This is a genomic window from Halomonas citrativorans, from assembly GCF_900163645.1.
Classification (GTDB): Bacteria; Pseudomonadota; Gammaproteobacteria; order Pseudomonadales; family Halomonadaceae; genus Vreelandella; species Vreelandella citrativorans.
The window spans coordinates 14,028-37,482 of record NZ_FUKM01000007.1 but is presented as its reverse complement, the minus strand read 5'-3'; the positions used below and the strand labels follow the sequence as shown (position 1 = coordinate 37,482).

Below are 23,455 nucleotides of genomic sequence, written 5' to 3'. Positions count from 1 at the left end.
AGTTATCCCCATTTTTCCACAAGGGCGACAAGCGTATCAATACAATATAACGCTAAGTCGTGAACGCGTGCGCGGCTCGGGTGGGAAAGAACCAAGGACTCTGCGATAATCCGCCCCTTTGTTTTGCCGTTCATACCTATAAATTTCAAACGACAATCGACCACAAGGGGAGCGCCGTGAGCCTGGCTATTTTCGATCTGGATAATACGCTGATATCCATCGACAGCGATCATGCATGGGGTGAGTTTTTACTCGAGCAAGGCGCTGTAGACCCCATCGCCTATCGCGAAGCCAATGAGCGTTTTATGGCCGATTACAAGGCGGGCACGCTGGATATGGCGGCGTTTCTGGAAGTGGCACTTAAACCGTTAGCGGATAACACGCCCGAACAGTTAGCGGCCTGGCATCAGCAATTTATGGCCAGCAAGATAGAACCGCATATTCTGCCCAAGGCCGAAGAGCTATTGGCACGGCACCGCACCCGGGGCGACACGCTACTTATTGTGACCGCGACCAACCATTTTATTACCGCCCCCATTGCTGAGCGTTTGGGCGTTGATTATTTGATCGCGGTTACCCCGGAAATGGAGAATGGCCGGTATACCGGGCGCGTCTCCGGCATCCCCAGTTATCGGGAAGGCAAAATTACCCGCTTGCATGAATGGTTAGAAGACAAGGACTTTACGCTGGACGGCGCTTGGTTCTACAGCGACTCACATAACGACCTGCCGCTGCTTGAAGAGGTTGATCACCCCGTAGCCGTTGACCCGGACAACACCCTTCGCCAGGTAGCCGAACAGCGCCAATGGCGAATCATGAGCCTTCGTGATTAGCGCTTTAAGAGAATCACCTGTCAGGTGGCTGCACACGGCTCCCACGGATGGCGACGGTACGGCGCCTAGATAATCAACCCCGGCACCGCTACGCGCTGCTTTTGCGGGTGCGCTTCGCTTACCACGCACTACGAGAATCACCTAACAGATGGCTGCACACATCGTAGCGCGCGGTAACGCGCCGTGAGGAACGAACGGCAAGGCACCCGCGAATGGCGGCGCCAAGCCGCCTAAAGGCACATAACCAACCCCGGCACCGCTACGCGCTGTTTCCGCGCCGGGCCGCCGCTGCGGGTGCGCTGGCGCTTACCACGCGCTACAAGAACCACCTAACAGATAGCTGCACATATCGTAGCGCGTGGTAACGCGCCGTGAGGAACGAACGGCAAGGCACCCGCGAATGGCGGCGGTACGACGCCCCTGATGTGCCACCGCATTGACCCCGGCACCGCTGCGCGCTGCTTTTGCGGGTGCGCTGCGCTTACCACGCGCTACAAGAATCCCCTCAGATGGCTGCACACATTGTAGCGCGCGGTAACGCGCCGTGAGGAACGAGCGGCAAGGCACCCGCGAATGGCGGCGCCAAGCCGCCCTGGGCTAAATAACAGCAATAAAAAACCCCGCAAGCAGTGCTTGCGGGGTTTGCATTAGCTAGCAGCGCCAGCCGAGCGTTTAGCCGAGCAGGTGCTCAACGGCTGCGCGCTCTTCACGCAATTCTTTCTCGGTTGCTTTCATCTTCTCTTGGCTGAATTCGTCAAGCTCAAAGCCTTGAACGATTTCATACTTGCCACCCTGGCAACGCACCGGGTAGGAGTAGATGATACCTTCGGCGATGCCGTAGCTGCCGTCAGATGGAATCGCCATGCTGACGATGCCGTTGGTACCCAGTGCCCAATCACGCATGTGGTCGATGGCTGAAGAGGCAGCGGAGGCGGCAGAAGACGCGCCGCGTGCTTTGATGATGGCCGCGCCGCGCTGCTGTACCGTCGGGATAAAGTCGTTTTCGTACCAGTCACGTTCAACCAGATCAAACGCCGCTTTACCGTCAACCTTGCACTGAGCGATATCGGGGTACTGGGTCGCGCTGTGGTTGCCCCAGATGATCATGTTTTCAACGTCGGTCACGTGCTTGCCAGTTTTCTGGGCCAGCTGCGTCAGGGCGCGGTTATGGTCCAGGCGCGTCATTGCAGTGAACTGACCTTTGTCCAGGTCCGGCGCATTGCAGGAAGCAATCAGCGCGTTGGTGTTGGCCGGGTTACCCACCACCAACACTTTAACGTCACGGCTAGCGTTATCGTTCAGCGCTTTACCTTGTACTGAGAAGATCGCGGCGTTGGCTTCCAGCAGATCTTTGCGCTCCATACCCGGGCCACGCGGGCGCGCACCGACTAACAGGGCGAAGTCAGCATCTTTAAATGCAACGTTGGCATCGTCAGTGGCAACAATGTCTTGTACCAGCGGGAAGGCGCAGTCGTTGACTTCCATTACTACGCCGTTCAGCGCGTCCATTGCTTGCGGAATTTCGAGCAGCTGAAGAATGACAGGCTGATCCGGCCCCAGCATATCGCCAGCGGCGATGCGGAAAATAAGAGAGTAACTGATCTGGCCGGCACCGCCGGTAATCGCAATACGTACTGGATCTTTCATCATTGCTCCTTGGTTGGTTCGCCTTCAAATGGGTCGACAGAACTCAAGATGCCAAGATGTTATGCGCAGTCATGCAAAAACTCAATCATCCATACGGTGACTTTGCCTTCATCGGGCCTGCCAATCACTCGCTGCAAGCCGTTGGTTGCGCTATTGTATCGCTGCACCTTTTTTCTTGTTCGTGTGTCGTTGCACACAGTTGCCAGGGATAGATCCCCCTTTATGCGCAAACTTCCCTCTTCTTATATGCTGGCCAGCTTACTGGTATTGGGTCTGGTCATTTGGTTAGTGCTGGGCGATTTTCAGCGCTTTCAAGCTGCGCCTCCCGAGGCACAAAGTAGTTCAGTAAGTGGCCCTCGCGTTGAAGTGATGACACTCGACAGCATGCCTTACATCCCTCAGCAATTGGTTCAAGGCCAGCTAACTGCCGAGCGTGAGGTCACCCTGCGCGCCAACGTCGGCGGGTTTGTCGTTGAAAAACCTATTGCCCAGGGGAGCCCTGTTGAGGCCGGGGATACGCTGCTTGTGTTGGATAACGACGCCCTGCCAGAACGCTTGCAGCAAGCCCGCGATGAGCTTGAACTCGCCCAAGCCGAATACTCCGGCGCCCAGAATTTGCGTGATCGTCAGCTTATTTCCCAGCCCGAACTCCTACGCTTACAAGCCTCGTTAAGCGCGAGTGCAGCGCAAGTCGCTCAGCTTGAAAAACAGCTGGCCGACTCACGCCCCCAAGCCCCGTTTAGCGGCACGCTGGACCGTATTGAGGTTGAATTGGGTGACCTTGTTCAACCCGGCGAAGAGTGGGGACGACTGGTAGATGATCGCCGTTTAACCGGCACCGCTTGGGTGTCTCAACAGCAAGTAGGTGACTTGGCCGTCGGCCTGCCCGTTACGGCTCGCTTGCTCAATGGCGCTCATCTTGATGGCGAGCTGAGCTTTATTAGCCGCCGGGCCAATGAAGCGACGCGTACGTTCTATGTCGAAGCAACGCTGGATAACCCTTTGCAGCTGCCCATGTCCGGCGGTAGCGCGGAGCTTACGATTACCCTGCCGCCCCGCTCTGTACACAGCCTCTCACCTGCGCTGCTGTCTCTTGGCCATGAAAACCAGCTGACTATCAAGCATATCAATGCCGATAACGAAGTGATTGAGACGCCGGTGGAGCTGGTTAGCGCGACGATTGAAAGTGCCTACGTCAGTGGGCTGCCCGATCAGGTGCGCTTAATCACGCTGGGCGCAGGCCTGGTGAATGCAGGTGAGGTTGTCGAGCCTGTTTCTGTTGACGCTGCATCCGAGGCCCGCTAATGCGCCAGTTGATTGATGCCGCGCTTCACCATACGCGCACCACGCTGTTTCTGCTGGTTAGCCTGCTGCTGGCAGGCGTGGTTGCCTGGCAGGTCATTCCCAAGGAAGCCAACCCCGACGTTACGATTCCGCTGATTTACGTTTCGCTAACGCTGGAGGGTGTGAGCCCGGAGGATGGCGAGCGCCTGCTGATTCGTCCTATGGAGCAGGAACTGCGCGGCATTGCAGGACTGCGCAAGTTCACGGCCCAATCCAACGAAGGCCACGCCTCTATTTCACTGGAGTTTGACCCAGGCTTTGACCCTGACACGGCGCTTTCCGACGTTCGTGACCGCGTTGATATCGCCCGCAGCGACTTACCTTCCGAAGCGGATGAACCACGGGTTATGGAAGTCAATGTGTCAGAGTTTCCGGTACTCAGCATTGGCCTTTCGGGGCAGTTGGATACCCGAGAACGGATTACCGTGGCGCGCCGCCTAAAGGAGGAGATTGAAGGCATCGCTGATGTTCTGGAAGTGGATATTGGTGGTGAACAGGAGGACTTGCTGGAGATCGTGGTCGACCCACTGGTGCTGGAGAGTTACGGCATCGATTTCAATGAGCTGTTTAACATCGTCTCCAATAACAACCGGCTGGTAGCGGCAGGCAGCTTGGATACTGGCGCAGGCCGTATGGCGCTGAAGGTGCCCGGCGTTATCGAGTCGCTTGAAGATGTTATGAATATGCCGGTGAAGGTGGATGAGGACCGCGTTGTTACCTTTGGCGACGTCGCCTGGATTCACCCAACCTTTAAAGACCCCGCAGGCTTTGCGCGTATTGATGACCAGCCCGCCGTAGTATTGGAAATATCCAAACGCGCTGGTGCCAACATTATTGCCACCATTGCTGCTGTGCGCGAGACACTCGACCAGGCAAGTGATTTGCTGCCCGAGCAGTTAAATATCACCACCATTCTCGACCAATCGGTCACGGTTGAGGATATGCTCTCAGAGCTTCTCAATAACGTACTGACCGCCGTAGTACTGGTGCTCATCGTGGTGGTTGCCGTGATGGGTTTGCGCATGGCGCTTCTGGTGGGCCTGACTATTCCTGGCGCCTTTTTAACCGGTATTCTGCTGGTCTGGGCGTTTGGGTTCACGCTCAACATTGTGGTGCTCTTCGCCTTGATTCTGGTCGCGGGCATGCTGGTAGATGGGGCAATTGTGGTGAGCGAGCTGGCGGATCGTCATCTGCGCGAGGGGCAATCGCCTCACCAAGCATGGCTGAATGCCGCCTCACGTATGAGTTGGCCGGTTATCGCCTCTACCGCCACGACACTCGCGGTGTTTATCCCCCTGCTGTTTTGGCCCGGCATGGTCGGTCAGTTTATGAAGTACCTGCCTGCAACCGTTATTCTCTGTTTACTGGCGTCGCTGGCCATGGCGCTGATTTTCTTACCCACGCTTGGGCGACTGTTTACCCGTACGGCAACCGAGCCGACACAGGGCGGAGCTCGCCCCGACCAAAGTACTCGGCTGGGGCGCGCCTACCGGCGCTTACTTTCCCGCCTACTGGCCCGCCCTGGCTGGGTACTTATCATTGCCGTGCTGCTGCTGGCGTTAATTTACACATCCTACGGGCGCCTCAATCACGGGGTCGACTTCTTCCCCAACGTTGAGCCGGACAGCGCCCAGGTGTTGGTACGCGCCCGTGGCGACTTCTCTGCTCTGGAGGCGGATGCCATTGTTCAGCGCGTGGAGGCACGACTATCAGGGATGAGCGAAGTACAGGCGCTCTATGCGCGTTCGTTTGCTGTTCCAAACGAGCAACTGGGTAACGATGTTATCGGCGTGCTCCAGTTTCAGTTTATTGATTGGTATGAACGCCGCCCTTCCCGAGAAATTTTGGCCGACATGGCCGAACGCGCCAGCGACATTCCCGGCATTCGCTTGGAGTTCCAGGAGCAGGAGATGGGGCCAGGAGGCGGAAAGCCTATCGTTCTGGAAGTCAGCGCCATGAACCCAGCCGTTGCCGATGCGGGGGTGGACCAGTTACAAGCCATCATGCATGAGCTCGGGGGCTTCGTGGCCATTCAGGATAACCGTAGCCTGCCAGGCGTGGAGTGGCAGGTCAATGTTGACCGGGAAGCGGCCGCGCGCATGGGCACTGATATCACGACCATTGGCAGTGCGGTGCAACTGCTTACCAACGGTTTACAGGTGGCCAGCTACCGGCCGCCTGACGTTAGTGATGAGGTCGATATTCGAATTCGGTTACCGGAAGGTTGGCGCTCACTCGACCAACTCGGCCGCATGACGATAAACACACCGCGCGGGCAGGTGCCTATTTCTCACTTCGTGGAGATTACTCCAGCATCCAAAGTAGGCACACTTAATCGTATTAATGGGCGCCGAGCCATTACCGTCGAAGCTGATTTGGCGCCGGGGTATCTGGCAGATGAACGTTTAAGGGCACTGTTTCAGGCAGCGCAAGACAAGCTGCCCGATGATTTGATGGTGAATGTGGCCGGTGAGCAAGAGGACCAACTAGAGGCGATGCAGTTCTTGATTAGCGCGTTCTTTGTCGCTATTGGGCTGATGTCGCTGATCCTGGTGACTCAATTCAACAGCTTCTACCAAGCGATTCTAGTGCTTTCGGCCATCGTCTTCTCGACAGCTGGAATATTGATAGGGCTGCTGATCACGGGCCAGGCCTTTGGCATTGTGATGGTCGGTATGGGGGTCATTGCGCTGGCCGGTATCGTGGTGAATAACAATATCGTATTAATCGATACCTATAATGAGCTACGTCTTGAAGGGATGGCACCGGGCGAGGCCGCATTGGAAGCAGGCTGTTTGCGGCTTCGCCCTGTACTGTTAACGGCAATCACCACGGTACTGGGTTTGATGCCGATGGTACTGGGCATGAACGTCAACCTGTTCGCACCGTCACTTGGGTTCAACGCCCCTTCAGCGCAGTGGTGGACACAGATGTCGAGCGCCATTGCCGGTGGACTTACCTTCGCGACCGCCCTCACCCTCCTGCTGACGCCCTGCATGCTGGTGCTGGGTGGCAAACTACACCGCCACAAGCCGTAGAGGCCAGACGAACACAGGGGCATTTGAGCGGCCCCCTTTCTCTTATAAACACCAGCTCTGTAAATACCAGCCCTGTAAACGCTAGCTTATTGACTCAGGGCCAGCGTGGCATCTTGCGGGCCATGAACCACATCCTTGAGTTCAACATGACGGATCTCATCAATATCCGTGAGCTCATCCAGATCGAAATGGATGTAGTTAAGGCTATCGTAAGAGCGTAGGTGAAGCGTCCGCTGTTGAAGGTCAATCAGTGACGTCCATGAGGTGTACTCCGAGGTGTAGACACGGTCATCATTAACGCCGGGGGCAGCAATATTTTCAATCGAATCGCGGAACCGGTTGTCGATGGTAATACCGCGCGGCCGGTCAAAGTTATTCATGACATGGGCAAGCGTCGTAATGGCGCTGTCTGCATTTTCCGCTTTTTCAGCAAACTGGGAGTAGTAAATAGCGCGGACAAAGCGCCCAACTGACGTATTTGATGCAGGCAGCCCGGCCGTCGCAATTCCTGAGTCAGGCTGAGCAAGTTTTACCCCACTCAGTTCCAGCTTTGATTGGTCAATGTTACTTAAAAACGTGTAGTTATTCAGGTTGGTCATGTGCCAGGAAAATTCTGGCCCATTGGTCATGACCCCTAGCGGGTTGTCGATAACATTCTGCTCGTGATTGGCAAACTCAATCACGATGGATTTGCCCGTGGCATCGTGCAACGTGTAGTGAAACGGCGTATCCAGCACGCCCATCGGCAGTAGCGACGTCACCATAACAGGTTGTTCTTCTAACGCCTGCTTTACTTCGTCAACGGTAGAAAACTGAGAAAGCGTCCAAGCGCCGAGGTCGATAGCTGCCAACACCGCCTGCGTATTGTTAACCATATCGGCGGGGCCTTCGGTGCTGGCATACGCCAGCAAGCCAAACGTCAAACCCTTGTCGTTAACGCCTTCAGCTACTTTTAAATCTTTTGATACGGGGTCCGGCACCGTAACGGCGACAAAGGCGTTTTGGCCGGTAAAGTCCAGCACGTGATGTTTGTCAGCCTGCGAGCCAAAGCTTGTGCCTGCTGGAAAGTAGGACACTTTATAAGGTAGCTCCATGGGCAACTCCATGGTACGACCTGCATAAAATTTGTCATTTGCGTCGCTATAAAGAAGGGAAGTACATGCGGCCACTGTGGGCGCGAGGGCGATACTGATCGCCGATAGGCAAAAACCTGCTAAACAAGGCTTGGAAAAACGTCGCATACTACTCTTCCTCATCTTATTAATAGTTAAACCACACTTCAGGCAAACTATAGCTTATTTATTACCAAATCAACTTACGTAAACGTCTCCTTCATAAAAAGAAACAGTATTGGCTCGTTTAGCCTCAATTAAGCAGCAGGTATCGCCCAGTTACACTAGGGCGTCAGGGAATATCATTCGGGAGGGGCTCGGCAAAAAGCACCTTCAAGGGTGCTTATATCTGGCGCTAAGTAAAGCAATTAAGCCGAAAACGGTTTAATTGGGGGTATTGGCGGCGTGCAAACGGGCAATGAGTTGATCTTCTAACGCAAAACGCTCAGTGAGGCCTTTTGCCAAGCGGTCAATCCAGGCGGGTAGCCGCACCAAATGCTGCTGGCAACGCACAGGTGACTCGTAATCCTGGTCGAACTCAAGCACCATTTGCGTAGACATCTCAAGGCGTTCTAAAAGCCGTGATGCGATGTGCAGCGCACTCTCATCATCAAAGGCTTTCGCTTCTTCCGCGAGTTGTGGGTAAATCTCAAAATGCCCAGCGCTGATATAATCCATTAGTGTTTGGCTAAAGGTATCAATGCGCTCTTTGCTAACGGCTTCTAATTCAGTGTCGCAGGCATCCTTTAGCTCGATAAAACTCACCAAAAGTGCGCGGCGCTGCTCCAGCCAGCGGTCAATCAAGCCATGAACGCCTCCCCAGCGCTCTTGGGCATTTTTGCAATCTTCGAGCATGGGCTTCTCCTTGCTAATAGCCACCTACAACCGAGTAAGGCTCGCTTTTCCACCTTTCTCTGTCAATTCTATTAGGGGCCGTTTCCTTGATACTCGCGGCCAGCCAAAACGCTGGCCGCACAAACAGCCATCTACCGCTTGATAGCTAGCCACAATATCCGCAGAGGTACAAGCGCCAGGATAACAAAGCCGAGGAATGTCCAGGCAGGCAGAGAAGCTCCCATGAACGTAAAATCAATCTCGGCGCACTCACCCGAGCCGGTCAACACCATGGCAACGACATCCTGCATGGGCAAGATATCCATCATGTAGCCAAGGCCTGGGCCACAGGACGGTACCTCGTCGGCCGGGAGGGTTTGCAGCCACACATGACGACCTGCAATAAACGCTCCGGCGGATACCGCTATCAACCCCAACACGCCGTAAATGCCTTTTCCCACACAGCCGCTTGGGTTGTGGATAGCCGCAACCGCAAAGATCACGCCTGCAGCAATGACCGCTACGCGCTGAAAAATGCACAGCGGGCAGGGTTCAAGACCCATAATATGCTCAAGGCCCAGCGCGACGGCCATCATCAAGACACAAAATGCCAAGCCTGCAAGGGCCACGGGGCGAAGTGCTGTGGGCTTCATTGCCTCTCCTCAAGTAGTAACGCAGACAACGCGCGCGATTCACGCGCTTTGGTAAAGTACGTATCGAGGAAGTCAGCAAAACTCTCCTGGTCTGCCGCTTCTATATCTTTCTGCTGCTGATGCGAGGTCTCAATCAACTGGTCAAGCAAGGCTTCGCGTGAGCGTTGCATGGGTGTATTTTTAAGCTTTTCGCTCTGCTCCTTGGCCAGCCCAAGCAGCGTATCACTTAACGAACCATTACCCTCTTTCATAAGCGCCAACAGCTGAGCCGAGGGCGTCAGCGAAGGATCTCGCAAACGCGGGGCCAGCTCCTTGAGTGCTGCCGCGTGAGGCGCATCGTCTTCCACAGCATCCAGCAGGCGGGCGACTTCGTGCAATTCTGCAAAAATCTGCTCGCCCCACTCACTAACCGAGGTGGTCTGGCCATTACGAATCAGCGTTAACTCTGGGTCACGGCCGCGCTCCACCACCCAACGACGGTTGTCGTCCAGGCGGTCGCACTCATCATCAGAAATCCACGGGCTATCGCTGAGTAAACACCACATCAGGAAGGTGTCTACAAAGCGCATCTGTGTCTCGGTGACACCCAGCGGGTCAAAGGGGTTCAGGTCCAAACAGCGCACTTCAATATACTCAACACCGCGCGCTTCAAGCGCCTGGCTAGGCGTTTCGTTATGCTTGGCGACGCGCTTGGGACGAATATCGCTGTAGTACTCGTTCTCTATCTGGAGAATATTGGCATTCAACTGCTGCCAGTTACCCTCTACATTAACGCCGAGTTTTTCATAATCCGGCCATGGCGTTGAAATCGCATGGCGCAACGTGTTCACATAATTGGATAGCGAGTTAAAACAAATTTTAAGCTGAGCCTGGACCTTGTTTTGATAGCCTAAATCCGACATACGCAGCGTTGTAGCGAACGGTGCATAAAACGTATCGTCGTTGAGTGGCTTCAACTTTTCAGGCACATTGCCGTTAGGCAAAAAGCTTTTATCTACCGCAGGCGAAGCGCCAAACAGATAAAGCAGCAGCCAGCTATGACGTCGAAAATTACGGATAAGGCCAAAATAGCGCGTCGAACGATAGTCGTTAAACGGGATATTATTCGCACCTTCCAGCTCGCGCAGCGCGTGCCACATATCATCAGGTAACGAGACGTTGTAGTGTACGCCAGCAATTGCCTGCATGATCCGCCCATAGCGTACGTCCAGCCCTTTACGGTAGACGTGCTTCATGGTGCCGACGTTGGAAGAGCCGTAATCCGCAATGGGCACGCTGGCATTACCTGAAAGCCGTGACGGCATACTCCCCGGCCAGACCCACTCCTGGTCAAGGTGCTGATAGGTAAAGGTGTGCAGATCCGATAAAAAGGCCAAGGCTTCACGTGGCTGCGAATACACCGGGGTAATGTATTCAATCAACGCTTCTGAATAATCAGTGGTGATATGCGGGTGCGTTAGCTTGGAACCCAAAGCTCTTGGGTGCGGGGTTTGCGCAATATGGCCGTTTGCATCAACCCGCAGTCCTTCTTTTTCCAGCCCGCGGCGTAAGCGACCCATGCGGCCCAAGCGCGCGCTGGGCAACAAGCGCTCAACCTGAGAGGTCAACGAAGATGGCACAGTGAGTGGTTCAGGCAAGGTGAACACTCCTTGTCAGTAAGGCCCATTTTGGACGAGCCATGGTGAAATCAGGTGGCATCGCCAGCATATCCATCAATAATAAAAGGCAGGATATGGCGGCAACCCTAATATTTTCAAGACATGTATTTTCAAGACACGTATTTTCAAGCCACGCAAGCCTTCAAGTTACGTTAGCACTCAACGTATGCGTCTACTTGCCCTGCTTGGCTTTCAGCAATGCCGCCCCCAGCGCCCCCATTGGCGCCGAAGTTTCCGCGTTCTTACTGGCAGGTCGTTGGCTACGTGGTGATTTTTGCGACCCTTTATTAACGGCTGATGACGCGCGCTCTTGCTCACTCTCCGGCTCATCATTCAGGCGCATGGAAAGCCCCACCCGCTTACGGGCAATATCCACGCTCATCACTTTTACCGACACAATATCACCCGCTTTAACCACGCTGCGCGGGTCGTCAATAAAGCGATCAGACAGTGCGGAAATATGCACCAGGCCATCCTGATGGACGCCAATATCTACAAACGCACCAAAGGGCGTTACGTTCGTCACGGTACCCTCCAGCACCATGCCCAGCTTCAGATCCTTGAGCGTTTCTACGCCCTCACGGAATTCCGCAGCTTTAAATTCAGGCCGTGGGTCACGACCCGGCTTATCAAGCTCGCTCAGAATGTCGCTGACCGTGGGCACACCAAAGCGCTCATCGGCAAAATCAGCGGGCTTTAACGCTTTCAGCGCAGCGCTATCGCCAATCAAGCCCTTAACATCACGGCCACTCTGTTTGGCGATGCGCTCGACCAGGGTATAGGCTTCCGGGTGAACGGCGCTTGCATCCAACGGGTTACCCGCATTGCTGATGCGCAAAAAGCCGGCGCACTGCTCAAAGGTTTTGGGGCCCAAGCGGCTAACATCCAGCAGTGCTTTACGACTTTTAAACGCACCAAGGCTATTGCGCTGGGCCACGATATTCTCAGCTATCGCTGCGCTTAGGCCTGCCACCCGAGAGAGCAAGGCGCTGGACGCCGTGTTAAGGTCAACCCCCACGGCGTTAACACAATCTTCAATGACAGCCTCCAGGCTACGCGATAGCTGCACCTGAGAAACATCATGCTGATACTGGCCTACGCCAATCGACTTGGGCTCAATTTTAACCAGCTCAGCCAGCGGGTCCTGCAAGCGACGAGCAATCGACACCGCACCGCGTATGGTGACATCAAGATCCGGCAATTCACGAGAAGCGTATTCCGAAGCGGAGTAAACAGACGCTCCAGCTTCCGACACCATCACTTTACTGACCCGATACTCGGGCGCCAGTGCTTTCAGTAGCTCCCCTGCCAGCTTGTCGGTTTCACGGCTGGCGGTACCATTCCCAACAGCAACCAGTTGAACGCCATGCTGCTTAACGAGCTTAGCCAACACGTTGAGCGACTCATCCCAACGGTTTTGTGGCGCATGCGGGTAAATGGTGGCCTGATCAATAAACTGCCCGGTTGCATCAATGACCGCCACCTTACAGCCGGTACGCAAACCAGGATCAAGCGCCAGGGTGATTTTTTGCCCAGCGGGCGCGGCCAACAGCAGATCTTTCAGATTGGCGGCAAACACCTCAATGGCGGTTTGCTCAGCCTGCTCGCGCAAACGCCCAAGCAGCTCGGTTTCAAGCGCTGTGTAGAGTTTTACACGCCACGTCCAACGGACCACCTCGCCCAACCATTTATCAGCAGCGCGGCCCTCATCGCTAATACCGACTTGTTTGGCAATTGCCACCTGAGCGGGATGAATAGGGGCATCATCTTCACCGGGCAGGCGAATAGCGAGGCTCAGCACGCCTTCATTACGGCCACGGAACATGGCAAGCGCACGGTGTGAAGGCACTTTGGCAAGCTTTTCATCGTGCTCGAAGTAGTCCGCGAATTTAGCGCCTTCCTGCTCCTTGCCATCCAACATCCGGGCGCTAAGCTCGCCTTCCTGCCAGAGCCGCTCGCGCAGTCGCCCAATCAGTTCTGGGTCTTCGGCAAAACGCTCCATCAGGATTTGCTTAGCGCCGTCTAGCGCCGCTTTGGCATCTTCAATGGCGGGAACATCACCCTCTGCCGGGCACAGGTAACCGGCTGCTTCTGTTTCAGGATCAAGCGCGGGGTTCGCTAACAGCGCATCCGCCAACGGCTCAAGCCCCGCTTCACGGGCAATTTGTGCCTTGGTACGGCGTTTTTTCTTAAAGGGTAAATAGAGATCTTCAAGGCGTTGCTTGGTTTCTGCCGCGTCAATGCTCGCCTTGAGCGATGCATCCAGCTTACCCTGCTCATCAATGGCTGCCAGAACGGCGACACGGCGCTCTTCAAGCTCACGCAGGTAGCGCAACCGCTCATCCAACTGACGCAGTTGGGTATCATCTAATGCCCCGGTAATTTCTTTACGGTAACGGGCAATAAACGGCACGGTGGCACCGCCATCCAACAGCTCTACCGTGGCCGCTACTTGCTGGGTACGCACGCCTAGCTCGCCGGCTAAGCGGGAAATAATTCGCTGATTGACATCCATAAATTGCAACTAACTCATGCAGCATTTTTTAGTGCTGACAAGGTATCACAATCAGCCTACTACCGCTTTATCTGCACAAGGCTCCCTTTATAGCAATGGGGATAAAAGATCGTTCAGGTCGTGGCCGCCCCCTTAATTGCCATGAACAGTCACCTTCTTTCTTCAAGGCATTTACTGGCAAGGAGCCTTGAAGAGATTGAGACCCAGCGATGCCGCAGCAGCCTTGACGGCGGCCTGACCACGAATGCTATTGCCAGCCTCATCCAAGCGAGGAGAAAAAGCAGCTATCGCAAGCTGCCCCGGCATGACAGCGAGAATACCCCCACCAACACCACTCTTCGCGGGCAAGCCTACCTCATAAGCCCAGTCTCCAGAAGCCGTGTAAAGTCCCTCCATCATCATTTCAGCCAATATATAATGGACATAACGCGCATCCATGACCTGTCGCTTGGTTAACGGATTAATACCACCTGCAACAAGCGTTGCTCCCATCGTGGCAAGATCCTTGCAATTAATCAGGGTAGAGCATTGCCGTGTATAGACATCGACAGTGCGTACCGGGTCGCTATAACACGCACCAGCGCTTTCAAGCAGCCATGCGATAGCCCGATTATGGGCGTTGGTAGACTGCTCGGATGCATTAATCTCGGCGCTCATGGCAAGATCTCGTCCCGCAAATTCACGCTGGCACTGGAGAATAGCCTCAAAGCATTCGTCTGCACTCTCCCCTGGCACAAGGCTTACCGTCGCTATAGCGCCGGCATTGACAAGCGGAGAGAGAGGCTTGTCGTTATTTAACTCCAGTGCGATGATGGAATTGAAGGGCAGTCCCGTTGGGCTATCTCCAATTTTATCGCGAACAGCGTCAGGGCCGATATTCTCCATGACCATCGCCAACGTAAATACTTTTGAGATCGACTCAATTGCAAACGCGTAGTCGCAATCCCCTTCGGTATAGACTTGGCCATCTGCCGTTATGATGGCAAGTGAAAACAGCTCAGGATCAACAGAGGCTAGATAGGGGATATAATCAGCGTTCTTACCTCCATGCGCTGCTCGCCCCGCCTCCATGCCTGCCTTTAACGCGCTTTCGATATCCGTTTTCATTCCAGTAGATAGCCCCATTCGCTTGCCTCTTCAATGGCATATTTCATTCAGCTCTGGACAGTTATCATGGAAGCCATTTACCAGCGCTGCTTCTTATACTGAAGCATGATCGTCGTGCCAGAACGGTTGAGCGCATTAGCTACCGTTGATAGCGTGGCTGCGCCTGATACTACTGCGTTAAACATCAGCTCGGAATACTCATTTATTCTCTGTAAGTCTCGTTTATTCCTTGCTTCTAAGCATTTTTTTAATCAGTGGTCTTTGAAAAACTACGTTTAAAAAAATCCACTGAAGGATTTTTACAGTTCTCGCTAATACGTTATATCGAACGGATAGAACACTGTCGTTTAAAAACCCATAGAGGCAATTACCGCCGTACGCTATCTCCCTGCGCGGTATTTCTCTTTACGTTATTACCTCTAGAGACCATCAACGGCACACTTAACCTTAATCATGATTAAACTTATGTCAACAACACATACTAATGAGTACCCAATGTACAGCGATACCGATAACACAGTTGCAGTATTCAAGCATTGTTCAGCAAAGGCTTGCTCATTACCCGTCGTTCATCGACGCGGATAGCAGAAAGCCGCCTCAAAGTGAGGCGGCTTTCTGGAAGACGTGCTTTGCACCCTACTCAATATCAACCCAACTGCGGGCCTGCCTTGAGGATCGCTTCGCTCACCCCTTCAAACTTCTTGAAGTTATCCACGAATTTAGTCGCTAGCTCTTTCAGGTGCTGATCGTAGGCAGCGCGGTCTTGCCAAGTCTCGCGCGGGTCAAGTAGGCTGGCGTCAACGCCTGGCACAGCGACAGGCACGTCAAGGTTCAAGCCTTCGATATGTCGAGTTTCTACATCGCGCAACACGCCTGACTGAATCGCACTGATGATGGCGCGCGTCGTTGGGATAGAGAAGCGTGAACCGCCCTCCCCAAACGCGCCGCCCGTCCAACCGGTATTGACCAGGTAAACCTGAGCGTCTTTCTTATCAACACGCTTGATCAGAAGATCAGCGTATTCACGCGCCGGGCGTGGGAAGAACGGTGCACCAAAGCAGGTAGAGAACGTAGCGGCCAGGCCTTCTGAAGAGCCCATTTCGGTAGAGCCAACCTTAGCGGTGTAACCGGAAAGGAAATGGTACGCCGCAGCTTCTTTAGAAAGAACGGACACCGGCGGCAGCACACCCGACATGTCGCAGGTCAAAAAGACGATGGCGTTAGGCTCGCCCGCCAGATTTTCCAGAACGCGCTTTTCAATATGCTCAAGCGGATACGCGGCACGCGAGTTCTGGGTTAGGCTGTCGTCGGCGTAGTCCGGCTCATGACGGTCATTAAGCACCACGTTTTCAAGCACCGTGCCGAACTTAATCGCGTTCCAAATAACCGGCTCGTTTTTCTCGGAAAGGTCGATACATTTGGCGTAGCAACCACCTTCCATGTTGAAGACGATACCGTCGCCCCAAGCGTGCTCGTCATCACCGATCAGGTAACGTGCCGGGTCAGCGGAAAGCGTGGTTTTACCCGTACCGGAAAGACCGAAGAACAGGCAGGTTTCGCCATCTTCACCCACGTTGGCCGAGCAGTGCATAGGCAGCACGTCCGACGCTGGCAGCAGGAAGTTCTGTACCGAGAACATGGCTTTTTTCATTTCGCCTGCGTAACGCATACCGGCGATCAGCACTTTTTTCTCGGCGAAATTGATAATCACACAACCGTCAGAGTTGGTGCCATCACGGCTCGGCTCGCACTCAAAGTTTGCCGCGTTGAGAATGACCCACTCATCTTTACCCGCTGGGTTGTAAGAGCTCGGACGTACAAACATGGTGCGGCCGAAAAGATTCTGCCAAGCCGTTTCAGTGGTTGCGCGAACCGGCAGATAGTGGGTGGAATCACTACCCACGTGCAGCTCAGATACAAAATACTCACGACGGCTTAGATACTCTTCAACCCGCGTCCATAGGGCATCGAATTTAACGGCATCAAACGGGCGGTTGACGCTGCCCCAATCAATACTGTCACGCGTCGACGGCTCATCGACAATGAAGCGGTCAGCTGGCGAACGCCCCGTCCGTACGCCAGTATTGACGGCCAAGGCGCCATCCGCCGACAAGCGGCCTTCACCACGGGCCACGGCGCGCTCGATTAATTCGGCGCTGCTAAGATTCACATGGGCTTGGGGAGCAGCTTGAGTCGTGGTCATTTCGATTCCTGGGCCTTGCGGCCATTTTCTCGTTACCGGGCGTCATTAACGCCACCAAAAAAGGTCGCCCCAACAACATACATTGTGCTGGGGGTGCTGAAGTCAGGCGCATTATTACAAAAAGAAAGCCCCCGGGGAACGGGGGCTTTGACCAAACATTTTGTAGTTAAACTACTACAAATACACAACATTCCTTGTTGCAGCGCAGTGAGTTTTCAAATGTTTTTAGGTTGGAATCGCTACAAGCGCTGTAACTGCTGCCCCTTACGAGAGGAACCTGTTAATCAGCACCTTGATAAACGACTACATAATCAGTGAATAACCGGTGATGGCGCATCCGGGTTCTCCAATAATGTCTCAACATCAGCCGCAGTGTAGTGATATTTCGTGTGACAGAAGTGGCATTGCGTATCAATAGCGCCATGTTCACGCACAATATCGCGCAGTTCATCAGCGCCTAACGTGATCAACCCACCCGCCATCCGCTCCCGCGAACAGGTACAGCCAAAGCGCAACGCTTTAGGATCAAAGACCCGAACCGTCTCTTCATGGTAAAGGCGATAAAGTACTTCGCGCTGCTCTAACCCCAAAAGCTCCTCAGGCTTGATCGTATCGGCCAACGCGACGCTGCGCTCCCACGCATCGACGTCCTGATTTTGCGAGGCATCTGGCAGGCGCTGCAGCAGCAAGCCACCGGCGCGCTCGCCGTCTGCCGCTAACCACAAGCGAGTAGGCAGCTGTTCGGATTTGCCAAAATAGGCTTCCAGACAGCCACTGAGCGTTTCGTGATCCAGCGCGACAATGCCCTGGTAGCGATTGCCTTCACGCGGGTCGAGCGTAATGACAATTTGCCCTTCTCCGACCAACTCACGAAAATCTGCCCGCTCGCTGGGCAAGTGGCTATCCTCCGCCACACGCGCAATCGCACGGAGCTCACCACCTGGGTTGGACTCCGCCATTAATAGCGACAACACGCCCTGGCCACGCACTTCAATGCTTAAGGTGCCGTCCAACTTAATGGTATCGGTTAGTAGCGCGACAGCGGCCAACAGCTCACCCAACAGTTCATTAACGGCGGGCGGATACGCGTGGCGCGTGAGCACTTCATGGTAGGCAGTGGCTAGCGTTACGATTTCGCCACGTACGTTGGTTTGGTCAAACATAAACCGCTGAATTTGATCAGACATAACAAGGTCCTGCAGTAAAAGGGTACTTAAAATGGGCGCTTGGCGGGCTAGTCTGCCTTGGCCGTGAAGACAGCCCAAGGCAGGAAGCGTCAGCTACTCGCCGGGCTGACGCTGAAAGCGCTGTATATCGCGGCGCTGCTTTTTATCAGGCCGTTTGAGGGGGTGCTGCATGGCTTGATTAGTAAGCCTGCGAGCTTCGGTCTCACGGGCGCGCCGCTCGGTACTCTCGGCGGTCTCTGCATAGAGTTTTCGTGCTTCAGGCGCACCACGACGCTGGTCAGAAAGCTCTGTTACCTCGACCTCGTAAATTTCCCACCCCTGAGGCACGCGAATAAGCGCCCCCAACTCAACATTTTTACTGGTTTTGACACGCGCACCGTCGTAATGCACCTTGCCACCTTCAATGGCTTTTTTAGCGAGCGCGCGGGTTTTAAAAAACCGCGCTGCCCATAACCACTTATCCAAGCGAACGGCGTCGCTCATTAACGCTCTCCTTGCTGCCCTGGTAGGTTTTCTGGCAGCAGTTGGGCAAATCGATCCAAAGCGATAAATTCCTGCAGCTCTTTTTCAGGGCGCTGGCTGTCTGGCTGTTTAATACCCAACAAATGCCGGATACCAAATTCGCGGGCGCTTTCCAGCACGCGGGAGTTATCGTCTATAAACAGGGTACGGGCAGGGTCAAAGGGTTCGATGTCTTGCAGTGCAAACCAAAACGCCTGCTCCTCTTTCGCCGCCCCTACATCTTCAGAGGAGATGATGGCATCCAGGTAGTTTTCCAACCCTGTTAACGGCAATTTAAGCGATAGACTGGCTCTATCAGCGTTAGTGGCCAATATCACTCGGGGATGGGCCTGCTTTAGCCACGTTAAAAAGTCGAGTGCATCGCTACGTAGACCAATTAGATGCTGCACTTCCCGTTTGAGCGCAACGACGTCGACATTCAGTTCTCGGCTCCAGTACGCCAGGCTGTACCAGTTTAGCGTGCCCTGTTCGCCCATAATGCGCTGCTGGAGTGCATTTTGAGATGCTTCATCAAGCTGATGAAGCTCTCTATAACGGCGCGGGAGATGCTCCAACCAGAAGTGGCTGTCAAAGTGTAGGTCCAGCAGCGTACCGTCCATATCCAGCAGCACGGTATCAATTTCGCGCCAATCAATCATTGCCGCTCCAGTCTAAAAGAGTAAGCGTGCTATTGTAGCCTAACCCTTATTTAGCAGCCATGGAGGCCCTTATGTCAGCATCTGATTCTCCCACCGGCTACCTGCGCAAGCCGCAGATACTGGCCCGTGAGAGCGTAGCCAAAAGCCGCTTGTTTCATATCGAGTCACTGGATTTACGCTTCTCAAACGGCGAAGAGCGCCAGTTTGAGCGCTTAACTGGCGCCGACCGTGGTGCGGTAATGATTGTGGCCATGCCTGACCCTGATCATGTGTTACTGATTCGCGAGTATGCGGCAGGTTTTGAAGACTACGTATTAACGCTTCCCAAAGGACTGGTGGACCCGGGCGAGGATATTATTACCGCGGCTAACCGTGAATTGATGGAAGAGTGCGGCTTTGGCGCTCACCGCATCGAGCCTTTAGTTGAGCTTTCACTGGCCCCCAACTATATGCGCCATCGCATGCAGGTATTAATCGCGACCGACCTGTATGCCAAACGGCTGCCGGGTGATGAGCCAGAGCCGCTTATTGTCGAGACCCACCCCATCGAAGAGCTGCCTGCCCTTTTGCTACGCGACGATTTTCATGAAGGGCGTGCCATAGCAGCCCTGTATATCGCCCGCGATAAATTACGTGACGAGAAGCGCCAGGACGCTGCTGATTTGTTGTGAGGTAATGTCGGACCCGCCTTTCAGCGCGGGCCCCGATTTTCGAATCTAGCAAGAATCGTAGCGCGTGGTAACGTTTTGCGAGGAACGAGTAAATAAGGCACCCGCAGGTGGCGGCGCAAGCCGCCTTGGCTGTGTTACACCCCGCCACCCAACCCCGGCAGCGCTTCGCGCTGCTTCCGCGGGTGCGCTGCGCTTACCACGCGCTACAAATTTGCGCTATTTTCGGATCCAGCGAGAATCGTAGCGCGTGGTAACGTTTTGCGAGGAACGAGCGAATAAGGCACCCGCGGGTGGCGGCGCCAAGCCGCCTTGGCTGTGCCACCGTGCTTATGTCTATGCCATTGCACCCCGCCACCCAACCCCGGCAACGCTTCGCGTTGCTTCCGCGCCGGGCCGCCGCTGCGGGTGCGCTGGCGCTTACCACGCGCTACAAATTTGCGCTACTTTCGGATCTAGCAAGAATCGTTGCGCGTGGTAACGTTTTGCGAGGAACGAGCAAATAAGGCACCCGCGTGAAGCGGGTGCCGACATTCGTATTGGGGTTAAAAGTGGGGTTTAAGCGCTATCCAGCGGCGCTGGCGGAAGCTATCCTGCCCCGCTTCCAAAAGCGTCATCGAGCGTAGCGCGGCTTCGATATCTACCGGTAGCGCAGCACGGCCTTGAATAGCCTCGACGATTCCCTGGTAATAGGCCAGGTAGTTACCCGGCTGAGTAGGATGCTCATGGCTTGACAGTGATGCCTTTTCACCCTGCCCATCGCGCAGCGTCAACGTGCCTGGGGTATCTTCTCCCCAATTAACGGCAGGCACTTCTCCTGCCTTCAAACGGTCTTCTTGAGGGTCAAGTCCGTACTTTACATAGCTGCCTTGCGTGCCATGAAGTCGAAATCGTGGTGTCGCTTCGGCCACTAGCGCACTGGCGCTTAACTGAACGCGCCGGTCATCATAGGCCAGCAGCGCGAGAAAATCGTCATCGGCTTGCGCGCCATCGCGGCGCGTACCCAACTCCAGTAAAATGGCGTTGGGCATCCCGAACAGCTCACATGCCTGATCCAGCAGATGTGGCCCCAGATCAAACCAGAGACCGCCACCCGCCGCGGCTTTCTCTCGCCAGCGGTCGCGTACTTCTGGCTTGAACCTATCAAAGCGCGACTCGAAACCGGTCACACGTCCTAGTGTGCCTGTCTCAAGCAAAGCCTTAACCGTTAAAAAGTCGCTATCCCAACGGCGATTATGAAACACCGAGATCAAACGCTCTTTCACCACGGCCAGCGATTTTAACTGCTTGGCTTCTGACAGCGTCACGGTAAACGGCTTATCCACCACAACGTGCTTGCCCGCAGAAAGCGCCATTTTGGCAAGCGGAAAGTGGGTATCGTTGGGGGTAGGAATCACAATAAGGTCAATATCGTAACGCTGGCATAATGCCCGCGCCTCGCTCTCGACCTCTACATCAGGCAAATCCGCCTGCACCTTAGCGGCGTCGCTTGAGGACACCGCGACCAAATCCAGGCCTTCCGTGGCCTGAATGAGCGGTACATGAAACGTTTTACTCGCGAACCCATAACCTACCAGGCCCACATTGATCGTTGCTTTCATAAAGCTCCTTGCGAACGTTTAATCGAGCTTGGAAAGATCGCGCACCGCCCCTTTGTCAGCGGACGTCGCTAACAGTGCATAAGCCTTTAGCGCAGGCGTCACTTTGCGGGGGCGCTGCTCGACCGGTTTCCAAGCCTCTTTTCCTTTGGCGTCCATCGCTTCGCGACGAGCGGTAAGCTCAGCATCAGAAAGCTTGACGTTAATCGTGCGGTTGGGGATATCAATGATGATGGTATCGCCCTGTTCCACCAGGCCGATTGCGCCACCCGCTGCCGCTTCAGGCGATACGTGACCAATGGACAAACCCGAGGTACCACCCGAGAAACGACCATCGGTCAGTAGCGCGCAGGCTTTGCCCAGCCCTTTGGATTTAAGGTATGAGGTTGGATATAGCATTTCCTGCATGCCGGGACCGCCTTTAGGACCTTCGTAGCGGATTACCACGACATCGCCCTCTTTTACCTTGCCATCCAGTACGTTGGCGACCGCTTGGTCCTGGGACTCCACGACGTGAGCAGTGCCTTCAAACAGTAGAATCGAATCATCAACACCGGCGGTTTTAACCACACAGCCGTCCAGCGCGATGTTGCCGTAAAGCACGGCCAAGCCACCCTGGGTTGAGAACGCGTGCTCCAGGTTACGAATACAGCCAGTCGCTCGGTCGCCGTCCAGGCTCGGCCAGCGCGTGCTTTGCGAGAAGGCCGTCTGGGTGGGCACGCCGCCTGGGCCTGCTTTAAAGAACTCAACCACTTCCGGGCTGGGTGAGCGCATGATGTCCCACTCGTCCAGCGCGGTCTTGAGACTATCACCGTAAACCGTGGGTACCGAGGTATCCAGCACGCCCGCGCGATCAAGCTCGCCCAGGATCGCCATGATCCCGCCCGCACGGTGCACATCTTCAATGTGGTACTTTTGAGTGTTGGGCGCCACTTTACACAGTTGAGGCACTTCACGGGAAAGCTGATCGATATCCGACATGGTGAAGTCGACTTCCGCTTCTTGCGCGGCCGCCAGCAGGTGCAAAATGGTATTGGTGGAACCGCCCATGGCGATATCCAGGGTCATCGCGTTACGAAAAGCGGCTTTCGAGCCAATCGCGCGAGGCAGCAGGTGCACCTCATTGCCTTCGTAGTAACGCTTGGCCAACTCAACAATCTTGTGGCCCGCGTTTTCAAACAGACGACGACGGTCCGAGTGCGTCGCCAGCACGGTGCCGTTACCCGGAAGCGCCAAGCCAAGCGCTTCGGTCAGGCAGTTCATTGAGTTAGCGGTAAACATGCCTGAGCAGCTGCCGCAGGTGGGGCAAGCGCTACGCTCAACTTCGGCCAGCGTTTCATCATCCACGCTGTCGTCAGCCGCCATTACCATGGCGTCTACCAAATCCAGGCCATGATTTAACAGTTTGGTTTTGCCGGCTTCCATGGGTCCGCCTGAGACAAAGACGACCGGAATATTCAGGCGCATAGCGGCCATCAACATTCCAGGGGTGATCTTGTCGCAGTTGGAGATACATACCAACGCATCTGCACAGTGCGCGTTACACATGTACTCAACGCTGTCGGCGATAATGTCGCGGCTGGGCAGCGAGTACAGCATGCCATCGTGGCCCATCGCGATGCCGTCATCGACGGCAATAGTGTTGAATTCCTTGGCAACGCCACCGGCTTTTTCAATTTCACGCGCCACCAGTTGGCCCATATCTTTCAGGTGGACATGACCGGGTACAAACTGGGTGAAGGAGTTGGCGACCGCGATAATCGGCTTGTGAAAATCTTCATCCTTCATACCCGTGGCGCGCCATAAAGCGCGGGCGCCAGCCATATTGCGGCCAGCGGTGGTCGTACGAGAGCGATACTCAGGCATAGTGTCCTCTACATCTTTTTTTTTGGCCCGCT

The 23,455-nt window shown here is 54.8% G+C and carries 17 protein-coding genes; 4 read left to right on the top strand and 13 right to left on the bottom strand.

Annotated features, from left to right (window positions below):
* Nucleotides 1-176: 176 nt before the first annotated feature.
* The gene (locus tag CZ787_RS02230; protein ID WP_087105733.1) at nt 177-833 is read left to right on the top strand and encodes an HAD family hydrolase; all 657 of its coding nucleotides are present in this window, start codon (nt 177-179) and stop codon (nt 831-833) included.
* A 672-nt stretch (nt 834-1,505) separates the two neighbouring features.
* On the opposite strand, the gene CZ787_RS02225 is transcribed toward CZ787_RS02230, so the two are convergent.
* Complete coding sequence (locus CZ787_RS02225; RefSeq protein ID WP_087105728.1) at nt 1,506-2,480, bottom strand: malate dehydrogenase; 975 nt, start codon at nt 2,478-2,480, stop codon at nt 1,506-1,508.
* Between the two features lie 222 nt (nt 2,481-2,702).
* Here CZ787_RS02225 and CZ787_RS02220 point away from each other — a divergent pair, with 222 nt between their 5' ends.
* Together CZ787_RS02220 and CZ787_RS02215 are read left to right on the top strand one after the other, a co-directional pair.
* Entirely contained in the window at nt 2,703-3,785 is a 1,083-nt protein-coding gene (locus CZ787_RS02220) for an efflux RND transporter periplasmic adaptor subunit (RefSeq protein WP_087105725.1), read from the top strand.
* Nucleotides 3,785-6,862 (top strand): efflux RND transporter permease subunit, encoded by a 3,078-nt coding sequence (locus tag CZ787_RS02215; protein WP_087105722.1) that lies wholly within the window; start codon nt 3,785-3,787, stop codon nt 6,860-6,862. The genes CZ787_RS02220 and CZ787_RS02215 overlap by 1 nt, the downstream gene beginning before the upstream one ends.
* A gap of 86 nt (nt 6,863-6,948) precedes the next feature.
* Here the strand turns inward: CZ787_RS02215 and CZ787_RS02210 are convergent, their stop codons facing one another.
* The 10 genes from CZ787_RS02210 to yrfG form a co-directional block, all read right to left on the bottom strand.
* On the bottom strand, nt 6,949-8,103 hold the full coding sequence (locus CZ787_RS02210) for a linear amide C-N hydrolase (protein ID WP_087105720.1): 1,155 nt from the start codon (nt 8,101-8,103) through the stop codon (nt 6,949-6,951).
* 255 nt (nt 8,104-8,358) lie between these two features.
* On the bottom strand, nt 8,359-8,829 hold the full coding sequence (gene rsd, locus CZ787_RS02205) for a sigma D regulator (RefSeq protein ID WP_087105718.1): 471 nt from the start codon (nt 8,827-8,829) through the stop codon (nt 8,359-8,361).
* A 131-nt stretch (nt 8,830-8,960) separates the two neighbouring features.
* Nucleotides 8,961-9,461, bottom strand: a complete 501-nt coding sequence (locus CZ787_RS02200) for a disulfide bond formation protein B (RefSeq protein ID WP_087105715.1) — start codon at nt 9,459-9,461, stop codon at nt 8,961-8,963.
* Nucleotides 9,458-11,098 (bottom strand): glutamate--cysteine ligase, encoded by a 1,641-nt coding sequence (gshA, locus tag CZ787_RS02195; RefSeq protein ID WP_087105712.1) that lies wholly within the window; start codon nt 11,096-11,098, stop codon nt 9,458-9,460. Before gshA ends, CZ787_RS02200 begins: the two co-directional genes overlap by 4 nt.
* Nucleotides 11,099-11,291: 193 nt before the next feature.
* Nucleotides 11,292-13,634, bottom strand: coding sequence for a Tex family protein (locus CZ787_RS02190; protein ID WP_087105710.1), 2,343 nt, complete (start codon nt 13,632-13,634; stop codon nt 11,292-11,294).
* A 171-nt stretch (nt 13,635-13,805) separates the two neighbouring features.
* Nucleotides 13,806-14,759 (bottom strand): glutaminase A, encoded by a 954-nt coding sequence (glsA, locus tag CZ787_RS02185; RefSeq protein ID WP_217883831.1) that lies wholly within the window; start codon nt 14,757-14,759, stop codon nt 13,806-13,808.
* Nucleotides 14,760-15,387: 628 nt separating this feature from the next.
* Nucleotides 15,388-16,944, bottom strand: coding sequence for a phosphoenolpyruvate carboxykinase (locus tag CZ787_RS02180; protein WP_087105708.1), 1,557 nt, complete (start codon nt 16,942-16,944; stop codon nt 15,388-15,390).
* Nucleotides 16,945-17,255: 311 nt separating this feature from the next.
* Nucleotides 17,256-18,131, bottom strand: a complete 876-nt coding sequence (hslO, locus tag CZ787_RS02175) for an Hsp33 family molecular chaperone HslO (RefSeq protein WP_087105705.1) — start codon at nt 18,129-18,131, stop codon at nt 17,256-17,258.
* A 93-nt stretch (nt 18,132-18,224) separates the two neighbouring features.
* Nucleotides 18,225-18,614: a ribosome-associated heat shock protein Hsp15 gene (gene hslR, locus CZ787_RS02170; protein ID WP_087105703.1), complete on the bottom strand. Its 390-nt coding sequence runs from the start codon at nt 18,612-18,614 to the stop codon at nt 18,225-18,227.
* Complete coding sequence (yrfG, locus tag CZ787_RS02165; protein WP_087105701.1) at nt 18,614-19,291, bottom strand: GMP/IMP nucleotidase; 678 nt, start codon at nt 19,289-19,291, stop codon at nt 18,614-18,616. The genes hslR and yrfG overlap by 1 nt, the downstream gene beginning before the upstream one ends.
* Before the next feature lie 71 nt (nt 19,292-19,362).
* Between yrfG and nudE the strand changes: the two genes are divergently transcribed.
* Nucleotides 19,363-19,962: an ADP compounds hydrolase NudE gene (gene nudE / locus CZ787_RS02160; protein WP_176372155.1), complete on the top strand. Its 600-nt coding sequence runs from the start codon at nt 19,363-19,365 to the stop codon at nt 19,960-19,962.
* Between the two features lie 542 nt (nt 19,963-20,504).
* Here nudE and CZ787_RS02150 read toward each other — a convergent pair.
* Nucleotides 20,505-21,560 carry an oxidoreductase gene (locus CZ787_RS02150; RefSeq protein ID WP_087105694.1) on the bottom strand — a complete coding sequence of 352 codons (1,056 nt, stop codon included), beginning with the start codon at nt 21,558-21,560 and terminating at the stop codon, nt 20,505-20,507.
* Nucleotides 21,561-21,578: 18 nt separating this feature from the next.
* Complete coding sequence (gene ilvD, locus CZ787_RS02145; RefSeq protein ID WP_087105783.1) at nt 21,579-23,423, bottom strand: dihydroxy-acid dehydratase; 1,845 nt, start codon at nt 23,421-23,423, stop codon at nt 21,579-21,581.
* Nucleotides 23,424-23,455 lie beyond the last annotated feature (32 nt).

Bases quoted from the DNA above. Each gene is read 5' to 3' on its own strand.
- CZ787_RS02225 (WP_087105728.1), bottom strand. From the start codon at position 2,480: ATGAAAGATCCAGTACGTATTGCGATTACCGGCGGTGCCGGCCAGATC.
- CZ787_RS02220 (WP_087105725.1), top strand. From the start codon at position 2,703: ATGCGCAAACTTCCCTCTTCTTATATGCTGGCCAGCTTACTGGTATTG.
- CZ787_RS02215 (WP_087105722.1), top strand. From the start codon at position 3,785: ATGCGCCAGTTGATTGATGCCGCGCTTCACCATACGCGCACCACGCTG.
- CZ787_RS02210 (WP_087105720.1), bottom strand. From the start codon at position 8,103: ATGCGACGTTTTTCCAAGCCTTGTTTAGCAGGTTTTTGCCTATCGGCG.
- rsd (WP_087105718.1), bottom strand. From the start codon at position 8,829: ATGCTCGAAGATTGCAAAAATGCCCAAGAGCGCTGGGGAGGCGTTCAT.
- CZ787_RS02200 (WP_087105715.1), bottom strand. From the start codon at position 9,461: ATGAAGCCCACAGCACTTCGCCCCGTGGCCCTTGCAGGCTTGGCATTT.
- CZ787_RS02190 (WP_087105710.1), bottom strand. From the start codon at position 13,634: ATGGATGTCAATCAGCGAATTATTTCCCGCTTAGCCGGCGAGCTAGGC.
- glsA (WP_217883831.1), bottom strand. From the start codon at position 14,759: ATGGGGCTATCTACTGGAATGAAAACGGATATCGAAAGCGCGTTAAAG.
- CZ787_RS02180 (WP_087105708.1), bottom strand. From the start codon at position 16,944: ATGACCACGACTCAAGCTGCTCCCCAAGCCCATGTGAATCTTAGCAGC.
- hslO (WP_087105705.1), bottom strand. From the start codon at position 18,131: ATGTCTGATCAAATTCAGCGGTTTATGTTTGACCAAACCAACGTACGT.
- hslR (WP_087105703.1), bottom strand. From the start codon at position 18,614: ATGAGCGACGCCGTTCGCTTGGATAAGTGGTTATGGGCAGCGCGGTTT.
- yrfG (WP_087105701.1), bottom strand. From the start codon at position 19,291: ATGATTGATTGGCGCGAAATTGATACCGTGCTGCTGGATATGGACGGT.
- nudE (WP_176372155.1), top strand. From the start codon at position 19,363: ATGTCAGCATCTGATTCTCCCACCGGCTACCTGCGCAAGCCGCAGATA.
- CZ787_RS02150 (WP_087105694.1), bottom strand. From the start codon at position 21,560: ATGAAAGCAACGATCAATGTGGGCCTGGTAGGTTATGGGTTCGCGAGT.
- ilvD (WP_087105783.1), bottom strand. From the start codon at position 23,423: ATGCCTGAGTATCGCTCTCGTACGACCACCGCTGGCCGCAATATGGCT.